The sequence below is a fragment of the Ruegeria sp. R8_1 genome (assembly GCF_017743815.1).
In the GTDB taxonomy this organism is placed as follows: domain Bacteria; phylum Pseudomonadota; class Alphaproteobacteria; order Rhodobacterales; family Rhodobacteraceae; genus Ruegeria; species Ruegeria lacuscaerulensis_A.
The window spans coordinates 118513-135803 of sequence record NZ_JAGHRL010000002.1 but is presented as its reverse complement, the minus strand read 5'-3'; the positions used below and the strand labels follow the sequence as shown (position 1 = coordinate 135803).

Annotated in this window: 14 protein-coding genes and 1 pseudogene; 9 read left to right on the top strand and 6 right to left on the bottom strand. The window is 53.8% G+C overall.

Annotated features, from left to right (window positions below):
* Positions 1 to 53: 53 nt before the first annotated feature.
* A complete protein-coding gene (locus tag J7380_RS04740; protein ID WP_209194717.1) occupies positions 54 to 1595 on the bottom strand; it encodes a phospholipase D family protein in 1542 nt (513 codons plus the stop codon).
* A gap of 847 nt (positions 1596 to 2442) precedes the next feature.
* On the opposite strand from J7380_RS04740, the gene J7380_RS04735 reads away from it, so the two are divergent.
* From J7380_RS04735 to J7380_RS04720, 4 genes are all read left to right on the top strand, one after another.
* Positions 2443 to 3345, top strand: coding sequence for a LuxR C-terminal-related transcriptional regulator (locus tag J7380_RS04735; RefSeq protein WP_348539073.1), 903 nt, complete (start codon positions 2443 to 2445; stop codon positions 3343 to 3345).
* 121 nt (positions 3346 to 3466) lie between these two features.
* Positions 3467 to 4459, top strand: coding sequence for an MBL fold metallo-hydrolase (locus J7380_RS04730; protein ID WP_209194715.1), 993 nt, complete (start codon positions 3467 to 3469; stop codon positions 4457 to 4459).
* A gap of 388 nt (positions 4460 to 4847) precedes the next feature.
* Positions 4848 to 5693 carry a PKD domain-containing protein gene (locus tag J7380_RS04725; protein ID WP_209194714.1) on the top strand — a complete coding sequence of 282 codons (846 nt, stop codon included), beginning with the start codon at positions 4848 to 4850 and terminating at the stop codon, positions 5691 to 5693.
* A gap of 90 nt (positions 5694 to 5783) precedes the next feature.
* Entirely contained in the window at positions 5784 to 6740 is a 957-nt protein-coding gene (locus J7380_RS04720) for an endonuclease/exonuclease/phosphatase family protein (protein ID WP_209194713.1), read from the top strand.
* Between the two features lie 288 nt (positions 6741 to 7028).
* Here the strand turns inward: J7380_RS04720 and J7380_RS04715 are convergent, their stop codons facing one another.
* Positions 7029 to 7445 (bottom strand): hypothetical protein, encoded by a 417-nt coding sequence (locus J7380_RS04715; RefSeq protein WP_209194712.1) that lies wholly within the window; start codon positions 7443 to 7445, stop codon positions 7029 to 7031.
* 166 nt (positions 7446 to 7611) lie between these two features.
* Here J7380_RS04715 and J7380_RS04710 point away from each other — a divergent pair, with 166 nt between their 5' ends.
* Positions 7612 to 9246: a winged helix-turn-helix domain-containing protein gene (locus J7380_RS04710; protein ID WP_209194711.1), complete on the top strand. Its 1635-nt coding sequence runs from the start codon at positions 7612 to 7614 to the stop codon at positions 9244 to 9246.
* A gap of 348 nt (positions 9247 to 9594) precedes the next feature.
* Here the strand turns inward: J7380_RS04710 and J7380_RS04705 are convergent, their stop codons facing one another.
* The gene (locus J7380_RS04705; RefSeq protein WP_209194710.1) at positions 9595 to 9975 is read right to left on the bottom strand and encodes a hypothetical protein; all 381 of its coding nucleotides are present in this window, start codon (positions 9973 to 9975) and stop codon (positions 9595 to 9597) included.
* 87 nt (positions 9976 to 10062) lie between these two features.
* On the opposite strand from J7380_RS04705, the gene J7380_RS04700 reads away from it, so the two are divergent.
* The 3 genes from J7380_RS04700 to J7380_RS04690 are packed head-to-tail and all read left to right on the top strand — an operon-like array spanning position 10063 to position 13414.
* Positions 10063 to 11619, top strand: coding sequence for a recombinase family protein (locus tag J7380_RS04700; protein WP_280635728.1), 1557 nt, complete (start codon positions 10063 to 10065; stop codon positions 11617 to 11619).
* Positions 11619 to 12518 carry a plasmid partitioning protein RepB C-terminal domain-containing protein gene (locus J7380_RS04695; protein ID WP_209194708.1) on the top strand — a complete coding sequence of 300 codons (900 nt, stop codon included), beginning with the start codon at positions 11619 to 11621 and terminating at the stop codon, positions 12516 to 12518. Before J7380_RS04700 ends, J7380_RS04695 begins: the two co-directional genes overlap by 1 nt.
* On the top strand, positions 12515 to 13414 hold the full coding sequence (locus J7380_RS04690) for a plasmid partitioning protein RepB C-terminal domain-containing protein (protein ID WP_209194707.1): 900 nt from the start codon (positions 12515 to 12517) through the stop codon (positions 13412 to 13414). Before J7380_RS04695 ends, J7380_RS04690 begins: the two co-directional genes overlap by 4 nt.
* A 327-nt stretch (positions 13415 to 13741) precedes the next feature.
* Here J7380_RS04690 and J7380_RS04685 read toward each other — a convergent pair whose 3' ends face one another.
* Positions 13742 to 14689 carry an alpha/beta hydrolase gene (locus J7380_RS04685; protein ID WP_209194706.1) on the bottom strand — a complete coding sequence of 316 codons (948 nt, stop codon included), beginning with the start codon at positions 14687 to 14689 and terminating at the stop codon, positions 13742 to 13744.
* Positions 14690 to 14808: 119 nt separating this feature from the next.
* Between J7380_RS04685 and J7380_RS04680 the strand changes: the two genes are divergently transcribed.
* Positions 14809 to 15399 carry a TetR/AcrR family transcriptional regulator gene (locus J7380_RS04680; RefSeq protein ID WP_209194705.1) on the top strand — a complete coding sequence of 197 codons (591 nt, stop codon included), beginning with the start codon at positions 14809 to 14811 and terminating at the stop codon, positions 15397 to 15399.
* 621 nt (positions 15400 to 16020) lie between these two features.
* Here the strand turns inward: J7380_RS04680 and fsa are convergent.
* Both fsa and J7380_RS04670 read right to left on the bottom strand, forming a co-directional pair.
* Positions 16021 to 16673 (bottom strand): annotated as a pseudogene (gene fsa, locus J7380_RS04675) (fructose-6-phosphate aldolase).
* Positions 16674 to 16766: 93 nt separating this feature from the next.
* Positions 16767 to 17096: a hypothetical protein gene (locus J7380_RS04670; protein ID WP_209194704.1), complete on the bottom strand. Its 330-nt coding sequence runs from the start codon at positions 17094 to 17096 to the stop codon at positions 16767 to 16769.
* Between the last annotated feature and the right edge of the window lie 195 nt (positions 17097 to 17291).

Sequence of the window (17291 nt, the reverse complement as noted above, 5' to 3'; positions counted from 1 at the left end):
TCAAGCACTGGCATCTGTGGCCACAGGTCAATGGATTGTCGGTCGTTTGGTGACTAGAGCATCCATTCGACCGGCAGCCACCTGACAACAGCCGTAAGGGCACGCTGCAAACCGTTGGTTTCCGGGTCCACGGTGTGAATGGTGGCTGTCCCATCCTGCTCTTCTTGCAGCCATATCATCTCGCCGCTGTCGTTGAGTTCGACGCGATAAGAAAACTCAGGCCGGTTCAATTGCTCCGCAAGCGCCTGAGTTATAGTTGGGCTTTCGATCATAAGGCCCATTTCTGTATTCAGCCGCGCGGACCTGGGGTCGAGGTTGTAAGAGCCAATAAAGATCCGTTCTCCATCCGATCCAAAGACTTTTGCGTGTAAACCGGAGGCCGATCCGGCCAGCATCTCGGGCAGGCTGCGCTCACGATGCTCACGCCGCAAAGCTCGTAGCTCAAGCAACTCTACACCGCTGTTCAGCAAGTCTTCCCTGTAACGCATATAGGCCGCGTGAACAGGCATAACATCCGTGGCATCCAATGAGTTGGTCAGAACGCGGACCTTCACTCCGGACTCTGCCAACCCTTCCAAAACCTCCGCGCCTCTTTCGCCCGGAATGAAATAGGCTGAGACAAGATCTAACGAGGTCTCAGAGGTTTTGGCGAATTCGATAAGTTGCTCGACAATCAGATCTTCACTCTCGACTTCACCCAACCCTTTTGACGGGTCGTCGACGAAAAGAGTGACTTCGCTCCATTCGAATTTCAGATCGCGTGCCGATATCCGGTCGGCCAGTTCATTTTCCTGAATTGCTCTTTGATAACCTGCGCCAACCGCAGTCTGGCGAGCGGCGTCTGCCTTCGTTTTCAGACTTTTTCCCGACGGAGGCTCCAAAAATAACTCCGCGTCGTACGCGGAGCCACTATTCCAGTATGCGTCGAAGGATTGCGATACCTCCTCCACAATCGGGCCGATAGCTATCGCGTCCACATCAAGATAATGCGTTCCTGCCCCGTAGTCGAAATAGATGTCACCTATGTTGCGTCCGCCAACAATTGTGGCGACCCCGTCCACTGTCATTGATTTATTGTGCATTCGCCGGTTCAGGCGCCCAAAGTCAAATGCATAGGACAGAAGTTTTGGGTTTCTCAAAGTGAACGGATTGAAAATGCGAACATTTGCATTTGGCAGAGCGTTCAGTTCGGCGAGCAATTCATCCAATCCGGAAATGCCGTTGTCATCGACCAATAATCTGACACGGACACCGCGCTCTGCTGCTGCCCTGAGCTCTTCCAGAAGCATCAGGCCGGTCACGTCATCTTGCCAGATATAGTACTGAGCATCGATTGAGGATGTCGCTTCTCTTGCAAGGATCGCCCGGGCCGCAAAGGCTGCGCGTCCATTTCCCAACGGCCTTACGCCGTCGAGCCCGGGATTGCGTTCAAGTGCATTTTTTATTGTTGCACCCAGTGGCCCGCCCCAATCGGCATCTTGCTTAAGCGTTGGCTCAGAGAAGTTTTCTCCAGGAAGCGGAAATGTCAGTCGTAACCCCATAATGATCAATGCGATCACCGCTACCAAAATCAAACATGTTCTGATCAGCCGCATTCAGGGTTCCACAAATGGCAAGTTGGATTTGCCTTATAGTTGAGATTGGCCTATCGACAGACAGTTTTTCAAGAGCTTAGGTTGGAGCAACAGACAGAGAACCGAGCTTTGTCCACTTTAGGCTCGGAGCTGACCTCGGAGGCAGCGCAGCATGACGTAATAGGCTGGATCGGTCAACGTCGTGTTGTCTTTGTGGGAGTGCATGGCGGATCTCGACCCGAAACAGCGGTCGACAACACCTGTCGCACTGAACCAACGCAAATCCGATCAGCGCCATAACCGCGGCTATGATGACGTATGACAATTGAGTTGCCGCAGGGTTGTCGTAATAGTTTCTCTGCGAGCGCTCAGCGAGAAAATCCTTGGTCACCTGCGAGCTCGTTTGCGACTTCAGAGCCGCTGCGGAAAAGGTTTCTGCCCAACTCTTAACTGATCACGCGGACGGCCCAGAGCCGACTTCCAACCCGTTGTTTCGATGCTGTGATCGCAGCCCGTATTGCAGACTTTCGCTACACGTGCTCGATAAAGTACCCACGCTGATCTCCGAATTTATGTGGCTTTGTGTTTGGTAAGGGTTAGGGAAACGATCGGCGGCAGATTATGCTCTTTTGTGGAAACGGACCATCGTTCACGGCAAATATCTATCATTTAACTGGCGGACGCCGGACTGCGCGGCAAGCGCGCGCCTTACTGGAGCAATAGGGCTTGATCGAAGGGCAATCGGCTTATTCTAATTGTTCTGTTGCTTGGAATTGGTGATGGTGGTGCCAAGGCAGCAAATACAAGAGGCGCTGTTTGGCCAATGTTGAATATTCCAAGAGAAACGATCAATAACTGGCAGAGAATTGTGAACCTCATCGCCAGATTGGCGGATGTGCCTGCCAGTCTGGTGATGCGCACCCACGCCCCCGAACACTCAGTCTTCGTCAGCAATGACACTGCGGACCACCCTTATGACGTCGGGCTGTGTTTCAGGCTGAACGAAAAACTCTACTGCCATGGCGTTCTGGAACGGGGCGAATTAGTGGTAGAAGACGCGCAGCACGATCCCCGATGGACGGACAATGACGACATGGAACACGGTATGAGTTTCTATGTCGGCTTCCCACTCTACTGGCCGGACGGGTCTGTTTTTGGGACAATCTGCGTATTGGACTCGAAATTGAACCGACGTGCTCTGATGTTTCGCGAAGGGCTGAAAGAGTTTGCCCGCGTAATCGAAGCGGACCTTAAACTGCTTGTCGAAGCGGACCGGCGCGTCCAGCTTGAACGACAGCTTCAGGAAAGTCTGGATCAGCTGGAAACACGTGTCGAAGAGCGTACGGCCGAGTTGGAAGAGGCAAACATCGCCCTGCGCGTTCTGCTGCAAAGCGTTGAGCGGTCACGCGATGACTATGACCAGAACATCATGCGACAGATCAAAGGGGTGGTCGCACCGACCTTTGCCAAGCTGCGTAGCCGGGTCGCAGGAAACGACGCGGCTCTGGTCTATCTTGATATCCTGGAAGAGAATCTAAGATCCATCACCGCCTCGATGTCCGACGAAAAGCGGGATGCATTCGAACAGCTGACCCCGTCCGAGCAGGACATCGCCCAAATGATCATGCGCGGCCAGACCACAAAGGATATCGCGCAAGTTCTGTCGCGCGAGCCCAGCACGATTGAGTTTCATCGCAATAACATTCGCAAGAAACTGGGCTTGCGGAAAACGGGCCAGAACCTGCGCAGCAAGCTACGGTCCCTGCAATAAACATGGGGATTACCCCCATGGTTTACCCTTGGTTTTCTCACACTCATCTGACTGAATACCGTTGGTACCCTTTTGCCCAAGGCACCCATCCGGGTGCCGGGCAACAACAGGGAAACACAAAATGGAACGAGAAGACCTAAATCTGAAACCAACATTGGTGAATGGCAAAAAAGACGATCTGACGCCGGGCCTTTCACGACGTTCGTTTTTTATGGCCGCCGGGGCAGCCGGGGTGAGTGGGGCCGCATCTTTTCTGTCCAGCACATCCGCTCAGGCGCAATCAACGGACTGGACCCAGCCAGGCAACAACAATGGTGTCATCGAACTGCAGAAAACCACTGGCACTGCGGTCGACGGCGATCTGGGGATCGACTTCTACGGCCACTGCGCACTGAAATTCACCTCGCCGGGCGGGGCGACGGTGTTATTCGATCCCTGGCGCGATGACCCGTCCGGTGCCTGGGGGCTGTGGTTCAAGAACGAATTCCCCGAGGTGCCAGTGGACATCTGCATGTCCACCCACACTCATTTTGACCATGATGCCATCCACCGCCCGGTCTCAACCATGGTACTGGACCGGATGGTCGGAAACTTTGAATTTGCCGATATCAGGATCACGGGGTTTGCCGACAAACATGCGTGCCAGGCACCTGGCTGGTACAATTGGACAAATGCCTTGGCCGAATTCGGCGTTGAAGCCTGCCCGCCCAATAACGTCAGCCATATGGACATGGTGGTCTATGTGATCGAATCCGGTGGGCTGCGAACGCTGATCTGGGGCGACAACCGGCACAACCCACCGCAGGAGTTCTGGGATGCCATCGGGGAAATCGACATCCTCACGCTGCCGGTAGACGGATCGCAACATATCCTCAGCTATGGTCAGGGCGATGATATCGTGTCGCGCCTGAACCCCAAGGTTATCATTCCGACACATTATCTGAGTGAGACCACCAGCTATACCCTGACCACCTTGCAGGACGCGGATGAGTGGGTGAAATCCCAGGCCAGCTACAAGATGTTGGACAGCGCCAACCTGTCGCTGAACGCGGCAGATGTTAAGGGTATGAACAAAGAGTTCATGTACTTCGGCAATCACGCTCAAACGGGGTAAGGGTTGGCTTCCCAACCTTGGAACCCTCAGTGCTAAACGCAGTAGAACGGCCAGCGAATCTAACGCTGGCCGCTCGCTAGGTGGACAGTTTGTTTGCGAAGCCAACATAGACTGGCAAAATTAATTCGAATTGAAAGCTCGCGGCCCAAACCGGGCTTTGGTCACCACCGGCTTCGCCGCAGTGCAGCGGTTCCGACGGCAGACATTGACGAAGGATCGCCGAGCTTCCGCCTCTCTGAGAAAGCACTTTGCCAATCGATCCAACTTCAGTACGACGCGCCCGGAATCCTATCAGTATTGACGTGACTGGCTTTGCATGGACGATTTCATATGATCGGAATTAAGACACACATTTCTTCAAACGCATCGAAATTTGAAAGTTCAAGCCATGAGTAGTTTTGCAGAGACGGCAAAGGGCCAGATATTCATTGGCGCGGTCGTCGCCATTTTAGGTTCTCTCTTTGGGGCCTTGATAACCTGGATCACCTTGAAAAATGAGCCACCGTTGGCCGACCTCGTTCCAAGTGTGCTTGAAGCTGATGCCAATCAGCCAATCAATTTCAGCGCGGCCGGCTCAAGCGATCCCGAGCAAGATAGCATCACCTTCCGTTGGAGCCTAAACGGTTTGCCTTTTGGCGAGAACCCTGCCGCAAGCTGTACGCCCGCAAAAGATCCCGCTATTGTCAATTGTCGCTTCGTGATGCCTGGTACTCACGCGGTGACGGTGGAGGTTGAGGACGGCGCCGGCCTACTCGCATCAAAGTCGGCCTCGGTCACGGTGTCTCTCAACAATGGCTATCTGAGCCTTGTTCTGAACGCACCGGGTGGGGCAGAGGCGCAAGCAGCGGCAGAACGGGCCTTTCTTTACGCGATCGATTGGCGAGAAGTGCAGGCACTTGTCGGTCGCCCGATCATCCTCTTCGACCCGGATCGAGGCGCGTCGATCTATGCCGCGACGGTGAACCGCGATCTGGAAGCGGCAATGGCGGCGATCAATGCGCCAGAAGCATCGTTCGGTGGTCTTAAGATCGGAAATTTTGGGCTCCGACCGAATGTCCAGGACCTGATCATGATCCAGGCCGCTGATGCCGGGCTTTCCATCACCTTCTTTGCATTGCCTGCTGGCGAAGTGATTACCGGGATTGAACGCGGAATTGGTGAAGGTGGTTTCACCTTGTCGAACTCTCCTGCGGCCTTCGATGCACTTCGCGCCGATATCTGTGCGAACTGCTAGATGAACCACGCTGATCCTATTTGATCCAAGCGCGGGCCCATCCTAAGCTTGCTCGCAATTAGAGCTGCTTAGATTTTTTTGAAGGATACCATGCCCCCATTTCCGACACCGGTTGCATTTAACTACACTCCTGAACGGGAAATCCGTGCGCTGCGCCGGTACCGCGATTCGGAACCGGGTCGTGATATCCCTCGCAAGCGGGCCAACAGGTTGCTGCTGGCGTCCTGGAACATTGCCAATCTCGGCGACCCCCGTCAGCCTCGGCACCCCAATGATTATCAAATCATGGCGGAGATGATCTCGTGGTTTGATCTCATTGCGATCCAAGAGGCTAAAGAAGACCTAGTTGGCCTAAAAGGCGTGCAGGCGAACCTGCCATCGTCTTACCGACTGATCTTCACAGACAAGGCGGGAAATCAGGAGCGTTTGGCCTTTTTCTACGATAGCGAAAAGGTCGATCTACAGGAACTCGCAGGCGAGGTGGCCGTGCCGCCCAAGGATCATCGCCATATCAAACTCCCTGGGATTACCCGGAAATTCCGGGGTTTTGATCGCAACCCCTTTGCGGTGGCCTTCCGTCAAGGCGGCTTGCGCCTGACAGTCGTCAATGCGCATTCGTTTTTCGGTAGCGCTTCGACCGGCGATGTGAATAGGCGGGCGTTGGAAACCTATGCGCTAGGTCGGTGGGCCGATCTGACAGGCAAAAGTGCTTTGGCCTATACGACGGATGTCGTGGTCATCGGAGATTTGAACATGCCAATGTCGCAACCCGGCGATCCTATCTTCGACGCCTTGACCAGACGCGGCCTTCATGTGCCTCAGCATTCGACACGCATAGGTTCAACGATCACCAATGATGCGCAGTACGATCAGATCGCTTTCTTCCCAGGTCGAACGTCAGATGATTTTGTCGCCTCTGGGGTCTTTGATTTTGATGGTGCCCTTTTTTCGGAGCTTTGGCAAAGAGAGAGCCAGACCATCTTTAATGCTTATATGCGCTATCATATCTCGGATCACCGCATTCTCTGGTCCCAGTTTCAGACATGATCCACTGAAAAATGCAGTGTCCGCGACAGTCTTCCCATCCAAAGAACTGCAGCACTCTCCTTCACGCTTGCCATAGGAGGCAACGCCGCATCCACTGGCGCATGTCGCCCAAAGTCTTTGGAGACGGCCTTTTGCTGCCGTCGGGCATGGCTAATGATGCTGCGAGGCAGCCCGTAAAATCGACCATTCACCACGCGTGGAGAACAGGGCCGCTGGGTTCGCGCCTGCTATTTCACCTTAGCCAGAAAAATGGGAGGTCCAGAGTTAGAACCAGTTTGAAACCGAAACTCAGAGACCAGTAGACGGTTCAAAGCTGTGCAGCTCGAAAGTTCTCTTTCCATCGGCGCTGAACTTCTGGACTGAGTCCCCGACACGCAGCACTGTCATGCAGCGATAGCGCCCCTTGTCGGCGGCCATGGAAACGCAAACCTTATCTGTATCGGTGATGGCAAATGCGCCTGCACCATTCCAGCCACCGTTCGTAAGCTCTCCGCTCACGACATTGTTCGGGTCATAGAAAAAGCGAAATCTCTTCTCTCCCGACGTGGCTGTGACAGTATTTCCGATCAGAAGCTCTGCGATCTGATCGGCATTGAGGCGCTCGGCACCGTTATTCAATGCCGCCTCAAGATCCGTTTCAGCGAATGCCATGCTTCCCGTCAGAGCGATCGCGGCCGCCATGCAAAGTGTTTTTAGTTGTGCCATATCGTGTCTCCTTTTTGCTTCAGATAACGTTGCGGAGCGCGAGCCCCCGAAAACGCTACGCCCGGCGAACGCGCCGGGCTTGATCGGATGCTGATTTTTTCTGACATTCATCTGACAATCCGCAAACTTCGTTGAGCCAAAGACATGGCGGAGTGTAGGTTTCAGTATGTACCGTTTCTTAGAGTTCCAACTTGATCCGACACAGGGATTGAACCGCGGCGGCGAACCGGTTGCTCTGGAACCTCAGGCCCTTCAATTGTTGGAATTTCTCGTCAGGAACCGAGACAGGATTGTTAGCAAGCAAGAGATCATTGACGAGATTTGGGGCGGCGCAGCGATCACGGATGCCGCGCTGAACACGCGCATTCGGTCCGTGCGCAAAGCCTTGGGCGATACTGCGGCAAGCTCAGACTACATCAAGACCTTTCCAAAGCGCGGGTTCCAATTTGTGGCCCCGGTTGCATCGGACGACTCGCCTGAGCGTATTGCCCAGGCGCCCAAACGTGGCTTTCTAGTTGCGGGTGTTCTGTTGACCTTGGCAATCGCCATGCTGTCGCTCTCCATATTTGCCGACCGGCAGCGATTGCCGGACACCGGAAAACCCTCTTTGGCCGTTGTGCAGTTCGACAATATCGGGGACGAAAGAACGGGTCAGTATTTCGTCGATGGTCTAACTGACGACCTGATCGCGCATTTGTCGCGCAACCGGGAACTGTTCGTTGTGTCCAGCGCAACGATGTTCTCTTACGCGAAGGATCAGGCAACCCCGATTGAAATCGCACGCGACCTGGGGGTTGGCTATGTTGTCCGCGGCAGCGTCCGCCGCGCCGATGGTCAGATGCGCATCAGCGGAGAACTCATTGATGTCGACAGCGCCGAAACCATCTGGGCCGAGGTTTTTGATCGTCAGGTAACGGATGTCTTTGACGTTCAGGACGAGATCAGCCGGGCGATCGCAGGCCAGCTATTGCCGGAGATTTATGAATCCGGCGAAGCACGGTCGCAGGAAAAACCGACCGAGGACATGGGGGCATGGGATCTGTATCTGCGCGGCCGGGCGCGGCAGGCAGTGTTTTCGCCAGAGGCTCAACAAGACGCGGTGACGTTTGCACAGTCCGCCATCGCAGCGGATCCGGAATTCGCGGCAGCACACAGCCTGTTGGCCCGCGCGCTGGGAACGATATTCTTCTTTCAGTGGTCAGATACTCCTCAGGACACGTTGATTGCCGCTACTGAGGCGGCCAAGAGAGCAATTGAACTGGACGATCAGGACGCGCAGGCACATGCGGCTCTTGGCTATATCTACCGCTTTACAGGAGAGGCCGATCCAGCCATCGCAAATCTCGAACGCGCTGTCGCGCTCAATCCCAATGATGCGCAAATACGGCTGGAATTGGCACATACCTATGACTGGTTCCGCATGCAGGACCGCGCCCTGCCCGAGATAGAGATGGCAATCCGGTTAAGCCCGCGCGATCCGATGTTGCAAAACATGTACTTCTACCAGGGTCATATCTTGTTTCATCTGGAACGCTACGAAGAAGCGCTGGACGCAGCCCGGCAGTTGGGCGCGGTGGCAACAAGCAATACTTGGCGACTGTTTCATCACCTGTTGAGCGCGGCCACTCTCGCCGAGATGGGCAGGCAAGACGATGCTCAAGAAGCTGTTAACGATGCGCTTGAGATCAACCCGAAACTGTCAATCTCAGCGATGCGCAGGCAATTCGCAGGATCAAAAAACCACCCCGAAAACCGACGGATCTGGTTGGCTAGTTTGCAAAAAGCGGGCGTGCCCGAATAAGAATTGTTGCCAGACTTGGCGCTACCCTATGCCTTACCGCGCCCTGTCGGTTAAGGTCTCAATAGAGCCCAACTTGATCACTCATCACGACGCAGCGAATGTCGGGTCTTGCACCCAGCTCATCACGGGGTGAGGTGCTGGATGAAGGATGTGAGGCGAAAATGGAAAGGTTCTGTCGCTGGTGGCAGAACTATGTGTCGCCTGACAAAGATTGTCGGGCGACACATAGTTTTGCCATTCAACTACAGCTAAATCATTGATTTTGAGTCATTCGATTTTTTATGGCCGCACGGGTTTTGCCATTTGCGACTCAAAGGCTTTCCATCACGTTGGAGCACCCGAAAGAGTCTATTCTGGTTTTTGATCGCCCTCATCCGCACAGATCGTATCTAAAACACTCAAAATTCCGGCCAGTTCTTCTCTGACAAGCTTTAGCCGTGCTATCGATATCGCTTCGCTCCGTCCTGCCAATTCGAGTACAACCGCGAAAACTGTGTCTGAATGCTTCATCAATGCGATCAGGTTTTCGCCTGTTGGTCCGTATGAGCCAGATATCCAGTTCTTAGCCGTTCGTTCACTTGCTCCAGTCCACCGCATCGTTGATTTTGTAGCTCGCCCTGCCCCACCCAGTTCTTGAGAAAGAGCGTCTCTAATCGCCTCCCTGTATTCTGACGCCGAAACGCGCTCGTCGCACTTTCGATGAAACGTGTTGCCCTTTTTATGAAACATGTTTCCGGACCTCTCCCATTAGGATTGAGAAAGGAATCGCAGTGTTCCCGTACAGGTTTGCAAATTTGAGTGGTGGGAGCCGCAGCATTGAGTTGGCCGAAGAACAAGACAAATAGGGAAAACCGCCGGAACGCCGCACAGTACGTTCGCATGTCGACAGAGCATCAGCGCTACTCGACCGAAAACCAGGCCGACGCCATCCAGCGCTATGCCGATGAACGCGGCTACAGAATTATCCGAACCTATTCTGATGCAGGCAAAAGCGGATTGAGAATTCAAGGCCGCGCAGGCCTATCGCAATTGATCGACGACATCGAAGCTGGCCAGACCGAATTCGGAACTGTTCTCGTTTACGATGTCAGCCGTTGGGGGCGCTTCCAGGACGCGGATGAAAGCGCCTACTACGAATATATCTGCAAACGGGCGGGCATTTCGGTCGAATACTGCGCGGAACAATTCGAAAACGATGGCAGCCCAATGTCCACCGTCGTCAAAGGTTTAAAGCGGGCTATGGCTGGCGAATATAGTAGTGAGCTTTCACAAAAGGTCTTTGCGGGGCAGCAGCGGCTGATCGAGTTGGGCTATCGACAAGGCGGCGCAGCCGGGTTCGGGTTACGGCGGATGCTGATTGATGAAGCAGGACGGACCAAGGGCCTTCTTTCGCGAGGGGAACACAAGAGTATTCAGACCGACCGGGTAACACTTGTTCCGGGTCCCGCTGATGAAATCGCAATAGTGAACCAGATCTTCTTGAGGTTTGTGAACGACAGTTGGTCTGAAGCTGAGATAGCGTCAGACCTGAACCAGCGCGGAATTCGAACCGATCTGGATCGGGACTGGTCACCAGCGGTTGTGCGTCAAATTCTGACCAACGAAAAGTACATTGGGAACAATCTCTGGAACCGCAATTCCTTCAAACTCAAGAAACACCATGTCCGGAACGATCCGGAAGACTGGGTTCGCGCTGTTGGTGCCTTTGAAGCAATCGTTGACGCCAATCTGTTCGACGCTGCCGGAGCAATCATTGCAGCCCGCTCCCATGTGCTGTCCGACGAAGAAATGCTGGATCGGCTGAAGGAGGTTCTGGAGAAAAACGGGTATCTCTCGGGCTTTGTCATCAATGAAGCGCCAAAGCTCCCATCCAGCGGGGCCTATCAGAACAGATTTGGTAGCCTATTGCGCGCTTACAGCCTCGTCTGCTTCAAGCCTGACAGAGATTACCGGTACATTGAGATCAACAGACGATTGCGCAGCCTGCATTCCGACATCATCCGGGACATCATCGCAGGAGTCGAAGCCGTTGGCGGAGATGTCGCCTGTGACCCCAATACAGATACCCTCATCATCAATGACGAGTTCACCGTTTCAATTGTCATTGCGCGCTGTCTTCAGACAGGCGCAGGTTCGTATCGCTGGAACATTCGTTTGAACACCGGCCAGCTCCCCGACATGTCCATCGTCGTCAGGATGGGGCAGTCAAACAGAACGCCGCTCGACTACTATTTGCTGCCTACCTTTGACATGACCAAATCAAAGCTGCGCTTGGCGGAAAACAACGGTTTGTCCCTTGATGCATTCCGCTTCGATAACCTGGCTCATTTCTTCGACATGGCCGCACGTACGCCAATACTGGAGGCAGCGTGATGGACCATGCGCCGGTCGGACGCGCTGTTCTTGTTCCTGTCGATGCAATTACCGTCGTCAACCCAAGGCTTAGGAACAAAAAGGTTTTCGACGAGATTACCGCGAACATCGCGGAGCTTGGGTTGAAAAGACCCATAACGGTTGCTGCGCGTGAGACTGAGGACGGAAGTGAGCCAGCATACGAATTGGTCTGCGGCCAGGGCCGTCTTGAGGCATTCAAGGTTCTTGGCCAATCTGAAATACCGGCGATCGTCATAGATGCCAGCAGCGAAGATTGCCTTGTTATGAGCCTGGTGGAAAACCTGGCGCGCAGGCACCACCATTCGCTGGACTTGCTCAGAGACATTGGGCGCCTCAAAGAAAGGGGGTACTCTGAAACTGAAATCGCCGCCAAGACCCAGCTGTCCAAGAAGTATGTCCACGGCGTCATCAAACTTCTGGAAAGTCACGAACACCGCCTTCTGCGTGCAGTGGAAAGCGGTAAGATTCCGGTCAGTGTTGCCGTTGACATTGCGGACGCGGATGACGTCGGCGTGCAACGTGTGCTGAGGCAAGCTTATGAGAAAAAGCTTCTGCGCGGCGGCAGACTCCTGGCGGCCAAGCGTCTTGTTGAGGCGCGCCAGAAGCATGGCAAGGGCCGCGCGCCCACTGGCGAACGACCGCGTAAAAGCCTGTCGGTCGAAAGCCTGCTCAAGACTTATGAAAACGATGTCGAGAAAAAGAAGGTATTGCTGAGAAAAGCAAGTGCTACGCGGAGTGAGCTGCTCTTTCTGACAGAAGCGCTCAAGACCCTGATGACTGACGAAAACTTCGTTACTTTGCTTCGCGCCGAAGGGCTAACCAATCTGCCAAAGCAGGTTGCAGACCGGTTGGCGCAATCCGAGGAGGTGTCCGCATGACGGTGACCAGGAAAGAACGGACGGTTGTAGCTGCTTTTGAACAGGAGCTGGTGACGCTCTCATTCGAGAACATCGCGCCGCTCTATGTGCTCACGCCGCAAAAGAAGTCCAGCATCAAATTCAAACAGATCGCCGCATCAGTTCATGAAATTGGCCTTGTTGAACCTATTGTTGTGTCCCGCGACCCATACAACGCTGGTCAATACACTCTGCTTGATGGGCATCTACGCCTTGAGGTTTTGAAAGACCAGGGTCAGACACATACGCGATGTCTTGTTTCCACAGACGACGAAGCCTTCACCTACAACAAACGCATCTCTCGTCTCGCGACCATTCAAGAGCACAAGATGATCCTGAGAGCCCTCTCTCTTGGTGTACCGGAAGCCCGTTTGGCGAGCGCGCTTAATGTCAACATCAAGACCCTGAAGCAGAAACGCCAACTTCTGGATGGTATCTGCGATGAGGCGGCGGAACTGCTGAAAGACAAACAAGTGGCTTTGACCGGGTTTCAGATTCTGAAAAAGATGAAGCCAATCCGCCAGATTGAAGCGGCGCAACTGATGGTTGCGATGAACAAGTTCACGATCAACTATGCCCGATCGCTTCTGGCCGCGACACCCGAGCGCCAGTTGGTATCAGCGGCAACGCCGAAAAAGATCAAAGGCATTTCGCGCGAACAGCTGGAGCTGATGGAGCGCGAGTCTGCCAATCTGGAACGCGAGGTCCGCCTTGTCGAAGACAGCTACGGTGCGGATCATCTCGATCTGGTCCTGACACGCGGGTACATCGCGAAACTGATGCGCAGCGAGCAGATCACACGCTACCTTTCGCTGCACCATGACGCGTTCTTACCCGCGTTTGAAAAGATCACAGAAAACGAGGCCTTCACTTCCTGAACCCTCACGGCTGATTGGAATTGATTTTGGGGACCCGGACCCATCAAGCGCGGGGACCGCAGGAGACGCCGCACGGTGGGGCGGATCAAGCGCGGCGATGGGGATGGCGGCGGACCCGTCGGAGCCCATCACGCCGGGCCAGATGCCCGGCAGGTTTCTTGATAGTCTGCGCGTGTTTTCTGGTTCAGAGGCGCGCAGACATCTCCTTTCCGAAATGCTACGACACAACAAATCGCGAACATCGCTAAACAGGTGTTACGGTCAAGCGATCCCGCATTTGATCTATCAAAATAGCAGAGGTCACGGAATGACTTCTGCCTCATCTACTTATCTGCCAAAGAATTCGGCAACTGCGTCGGTCGACGCTTTCACAGCCTCGGGCTTGTAGTAGAAGTCTACGTGACTGAATTCATCAAAGGCCAACTCCTTATGGTCGTTGGTCAGTTTTGCGACAAAAGCGGTTGAGCAAATCGCGGTAGAGGCGTTTGTGCCGTAGATGGTCAGCGAAGGCTGTACGATCTTGTCAACGTAAGCTTCACAAATCGAGAACAAGGACTGCATGGGTTGATCACCGATATGCATGTTGGTGTAGTTTGGCACGGCAACCGGCCCTTTGGCACCATCGCGGCCATAGTAGTCATAGGTCTCGCCAGCCATTTCCGGATAGGCGGCCGCCGATGTGAAGTCTTCGCGCGACATATCGTCGTTCAGGCCGAAGGGCGCGACGTAGTCCGGTTCACTGGTTTCATATTGCTTCTGCATCGACGCGTTTGCGGCGGCGATCATCTGGTTCACCATATCGCGGTTGGCCCACTGGAACGCGTCCGACGCCATCATGCCCGACACCATGGCGATTTTCTTGATGCGGTGGTCTGTGACCGCCGCCGAGGCGATTGTCTGACCGCCCTGACAGACGCCCAGGCCATAGATTTCTTCGACGAATGGAAGCGTGCCCAGGTAGGACACCGCGTCCCACGTGTTTTCGATCAGGCGGAAATTGTAGCGCGATTGCTTGAATTCGCCCGACAGCGCAGGGCTATCGCCCATGCCGAGGTAGTCGAAGCCGAGATAGATAAAGCCGCGTGCGGCCATTTCTGGTCCATAGGTTGCGGGGATCTGGTCTTTGACCTGCGGGAATGGGCTGGCCCCCACGATGGCCTTGTAGGTCTTGGTCTCATCAAAGCCTTCGGGCAGGTAGAGATCGCCCGCCAGATCCACGCCAAAGGATTTGAAGGTGACTTCGTTTTTGCCCGCGGTGAAATTTTGGGTTGTCATGGTGTTGGTCCTTTCGGGGTCAGACAGCTTTGCGCCTTGCTAAAGTAAATCGTTGTGTTTACTTATGGTGGGGAGATGGTGTTTGTAAACACATCTTTTTACTTTTTGGGGCTAAAATCGTGAAACGTACTGATAAAAAAAGAAAAGATATCATCGATGCAGCCATCGATGAGTTCAAAGAACAGGGGTTTCTGGGGGCAAAGACCACTGCAATTGCCAAAAAGGCCAACGTATCGAGTCGCACGCTCTACAATCATTTCGAGAGCAAGGAGGCCCTTTTCGAGGCGATCTCACAGATCATGCTGGAGCAGAACCGGAGCATGGAGCCAGTGCCCTATGATCCGGATCGCGACTTCGTCGAGCAGTTGAAGGAAGCCTTGTGGCGCTACATTGGGGTGATCACAGATGAGACCGCCATCGGATTAAACCGGATGGTTATCTCAGAATTGATCCGTGACCTTGACCGGTCCCGGCAATTCTTCAGTGAAACCGCGACACATGACTACCCAATAACGAGGCTGATCAGCGAAGCCATGGACGCAGGTGTAATCCGAAAAGCTGATCCGGTTTTTGCGACCAACCAGCTTTTGGCACTCGTCAAAAACTTCTTCTTCTGGCCGGAGTTCTTCCTTGGCGAGAACCCGACGCCTAAAGATGTACTGGACGATTTCGTCGCCATGTTTCTGGCTCACTACAAGGCTGACGTTTGACCGGTCACCACTTAAGACAGCAGTGTTGCGCATCGTAGTCTTCGCCAAAACAGAGCTTGATCGGCCGAATTTCGCAACCAATGCACGAATTGCAGCGTCATAACAAACCGCGAACATCGCTGAAGCGGTTTTATGTGAAGCGATCTCTGGTTGAGTGGCGGCCATTCAGTGGGACGAGTACAAAAGGCTGCCTCGCGGACTTTTCCACCATTGGCCAGCTTGCGCCGGAGGGTAGCAGACGGCCCAAACCGGAGCTTCGTCGTCGTGCTTTGCAAACGCCGAAATGCGGACAAAGCCCCGATTGCACTTAGGCCTCTGGATGCCCAGTTTCAGCCCAATAGCGTACGATTGAGTCCAACGCTCGGGGCGGGAAGCGGACGTGTTGCTGCGACCGCTCCAAAGTCTCCAGTCACTTCAACAAAGCGGACGTTGGAGCGGTCTGCTGTTGCCGCAGTGTTCATGCGCAATTGAAGAGGAGTTTCGTCAGTTTTCCACGAAACTCGGCCAGTTTGTCAAATCAAGGAGCGTCTCATTTAGTTTTATGTCCCAAAACATGGCCTTGCTACTCAGCCGTTCAAGGTCTGGCTCTGGTCATCCCGTTTCAATCAAAATGAAAGCCCATTATAGAATCGATTGCCCTGCAGACTTCCAATCAAAAAGAAACTGTTCAATGCCAGCGTCCGTCAGCGGATGTGCGACTAGTTTGCGGATGACGTACGGGGGTGTCGTGGCAATGTCTGATCCGGCCAAAGCAGCCTCGGTTATGTGATTGGGGCTTCTGATGGATACTGCAATGATTTCAGTTTCAATGTCATAATTGTTGAAGATGCTCCGGATACTTCTAATGAGGTCGACCCCATCCAGATTGATGTCGTCCAATCTGCCAATGAAAGGCGATATATAGGTTGCACCCGCTTTTGCCGCCTAGAGTGCCTGATTGGCTGAGAAACAGAGTGTGACGTTTGTGCTGATCCCTTCCTTTTTTGATGAGCACAGGCCCTGAGGCCATCAAGTGTCGGCAGCAGTTTGACAACGACGTTGTCGGCGATTGCTGCAAGATGCCGCCCCTCTGCAATCATTCCCGCAGTGTCCAGGGCTGCAACTTCTGCCGACACGGGTGTATCTGTCAGGGTGCAAATTTCGGCGACAACTTCTTTGAAATTGCGATCGGACTTGGCAATCAGGCTTGGGTTGGTGGTGATACCATCTACTAATCCAAAGCCTGTAAGGTCTTTGATCTCGTCTACTTCTGCTGTGCCCACAAAGAACTTCATGAGGTTTCCTCATCGTGAATGGAGTGATTTTGGTTGCACCTGAACCCGCTGAGAGGTGCTGCTTTAACGGATGGGCAAATCCAATGCGCAAATTCAGAATGCGTAGCGCATCCCGAATTCGGTGTAATTCTGGTTCAGTGTAAGATCGGCTTTCCGGCTATCACGGATGACACGTTCAACGTTGGGCAGATCGTTCGTTTTCGCGCGTTGCAAGGCGGCTTTCGGATCAAATCCAGGCTTGATCCAACGGTGTTGCAACCGCTTTTCGAGTTCACCCATGTTTGGGCTGACAAAAACCGTCGCAACACAAACATCCGCTAGCATTCTCCACGGGTCGCTATCCATCAAAAGGTCTTTCGCCTCGACAACAACGGTAGGAGTGTCCGGATGAACCGCAATCGCGTTGGCAATGGTTAGATCCATTTGACGGTCAAAATTGGGGTGAAAAGACTCGTCATGCGCGGATTGTAACACTTTGATTGCGGTGCAAAATCCAACTGCATCGAAGCTCTCTGACGCGCCTTTTCTCGCCAACCAACTCCGCGCTTCAAGTATACGGTTGTCCACATGGAAGCCATCCAAAGGCACCAGTGTAGCCAACGGAACCGTCGAGCTCTG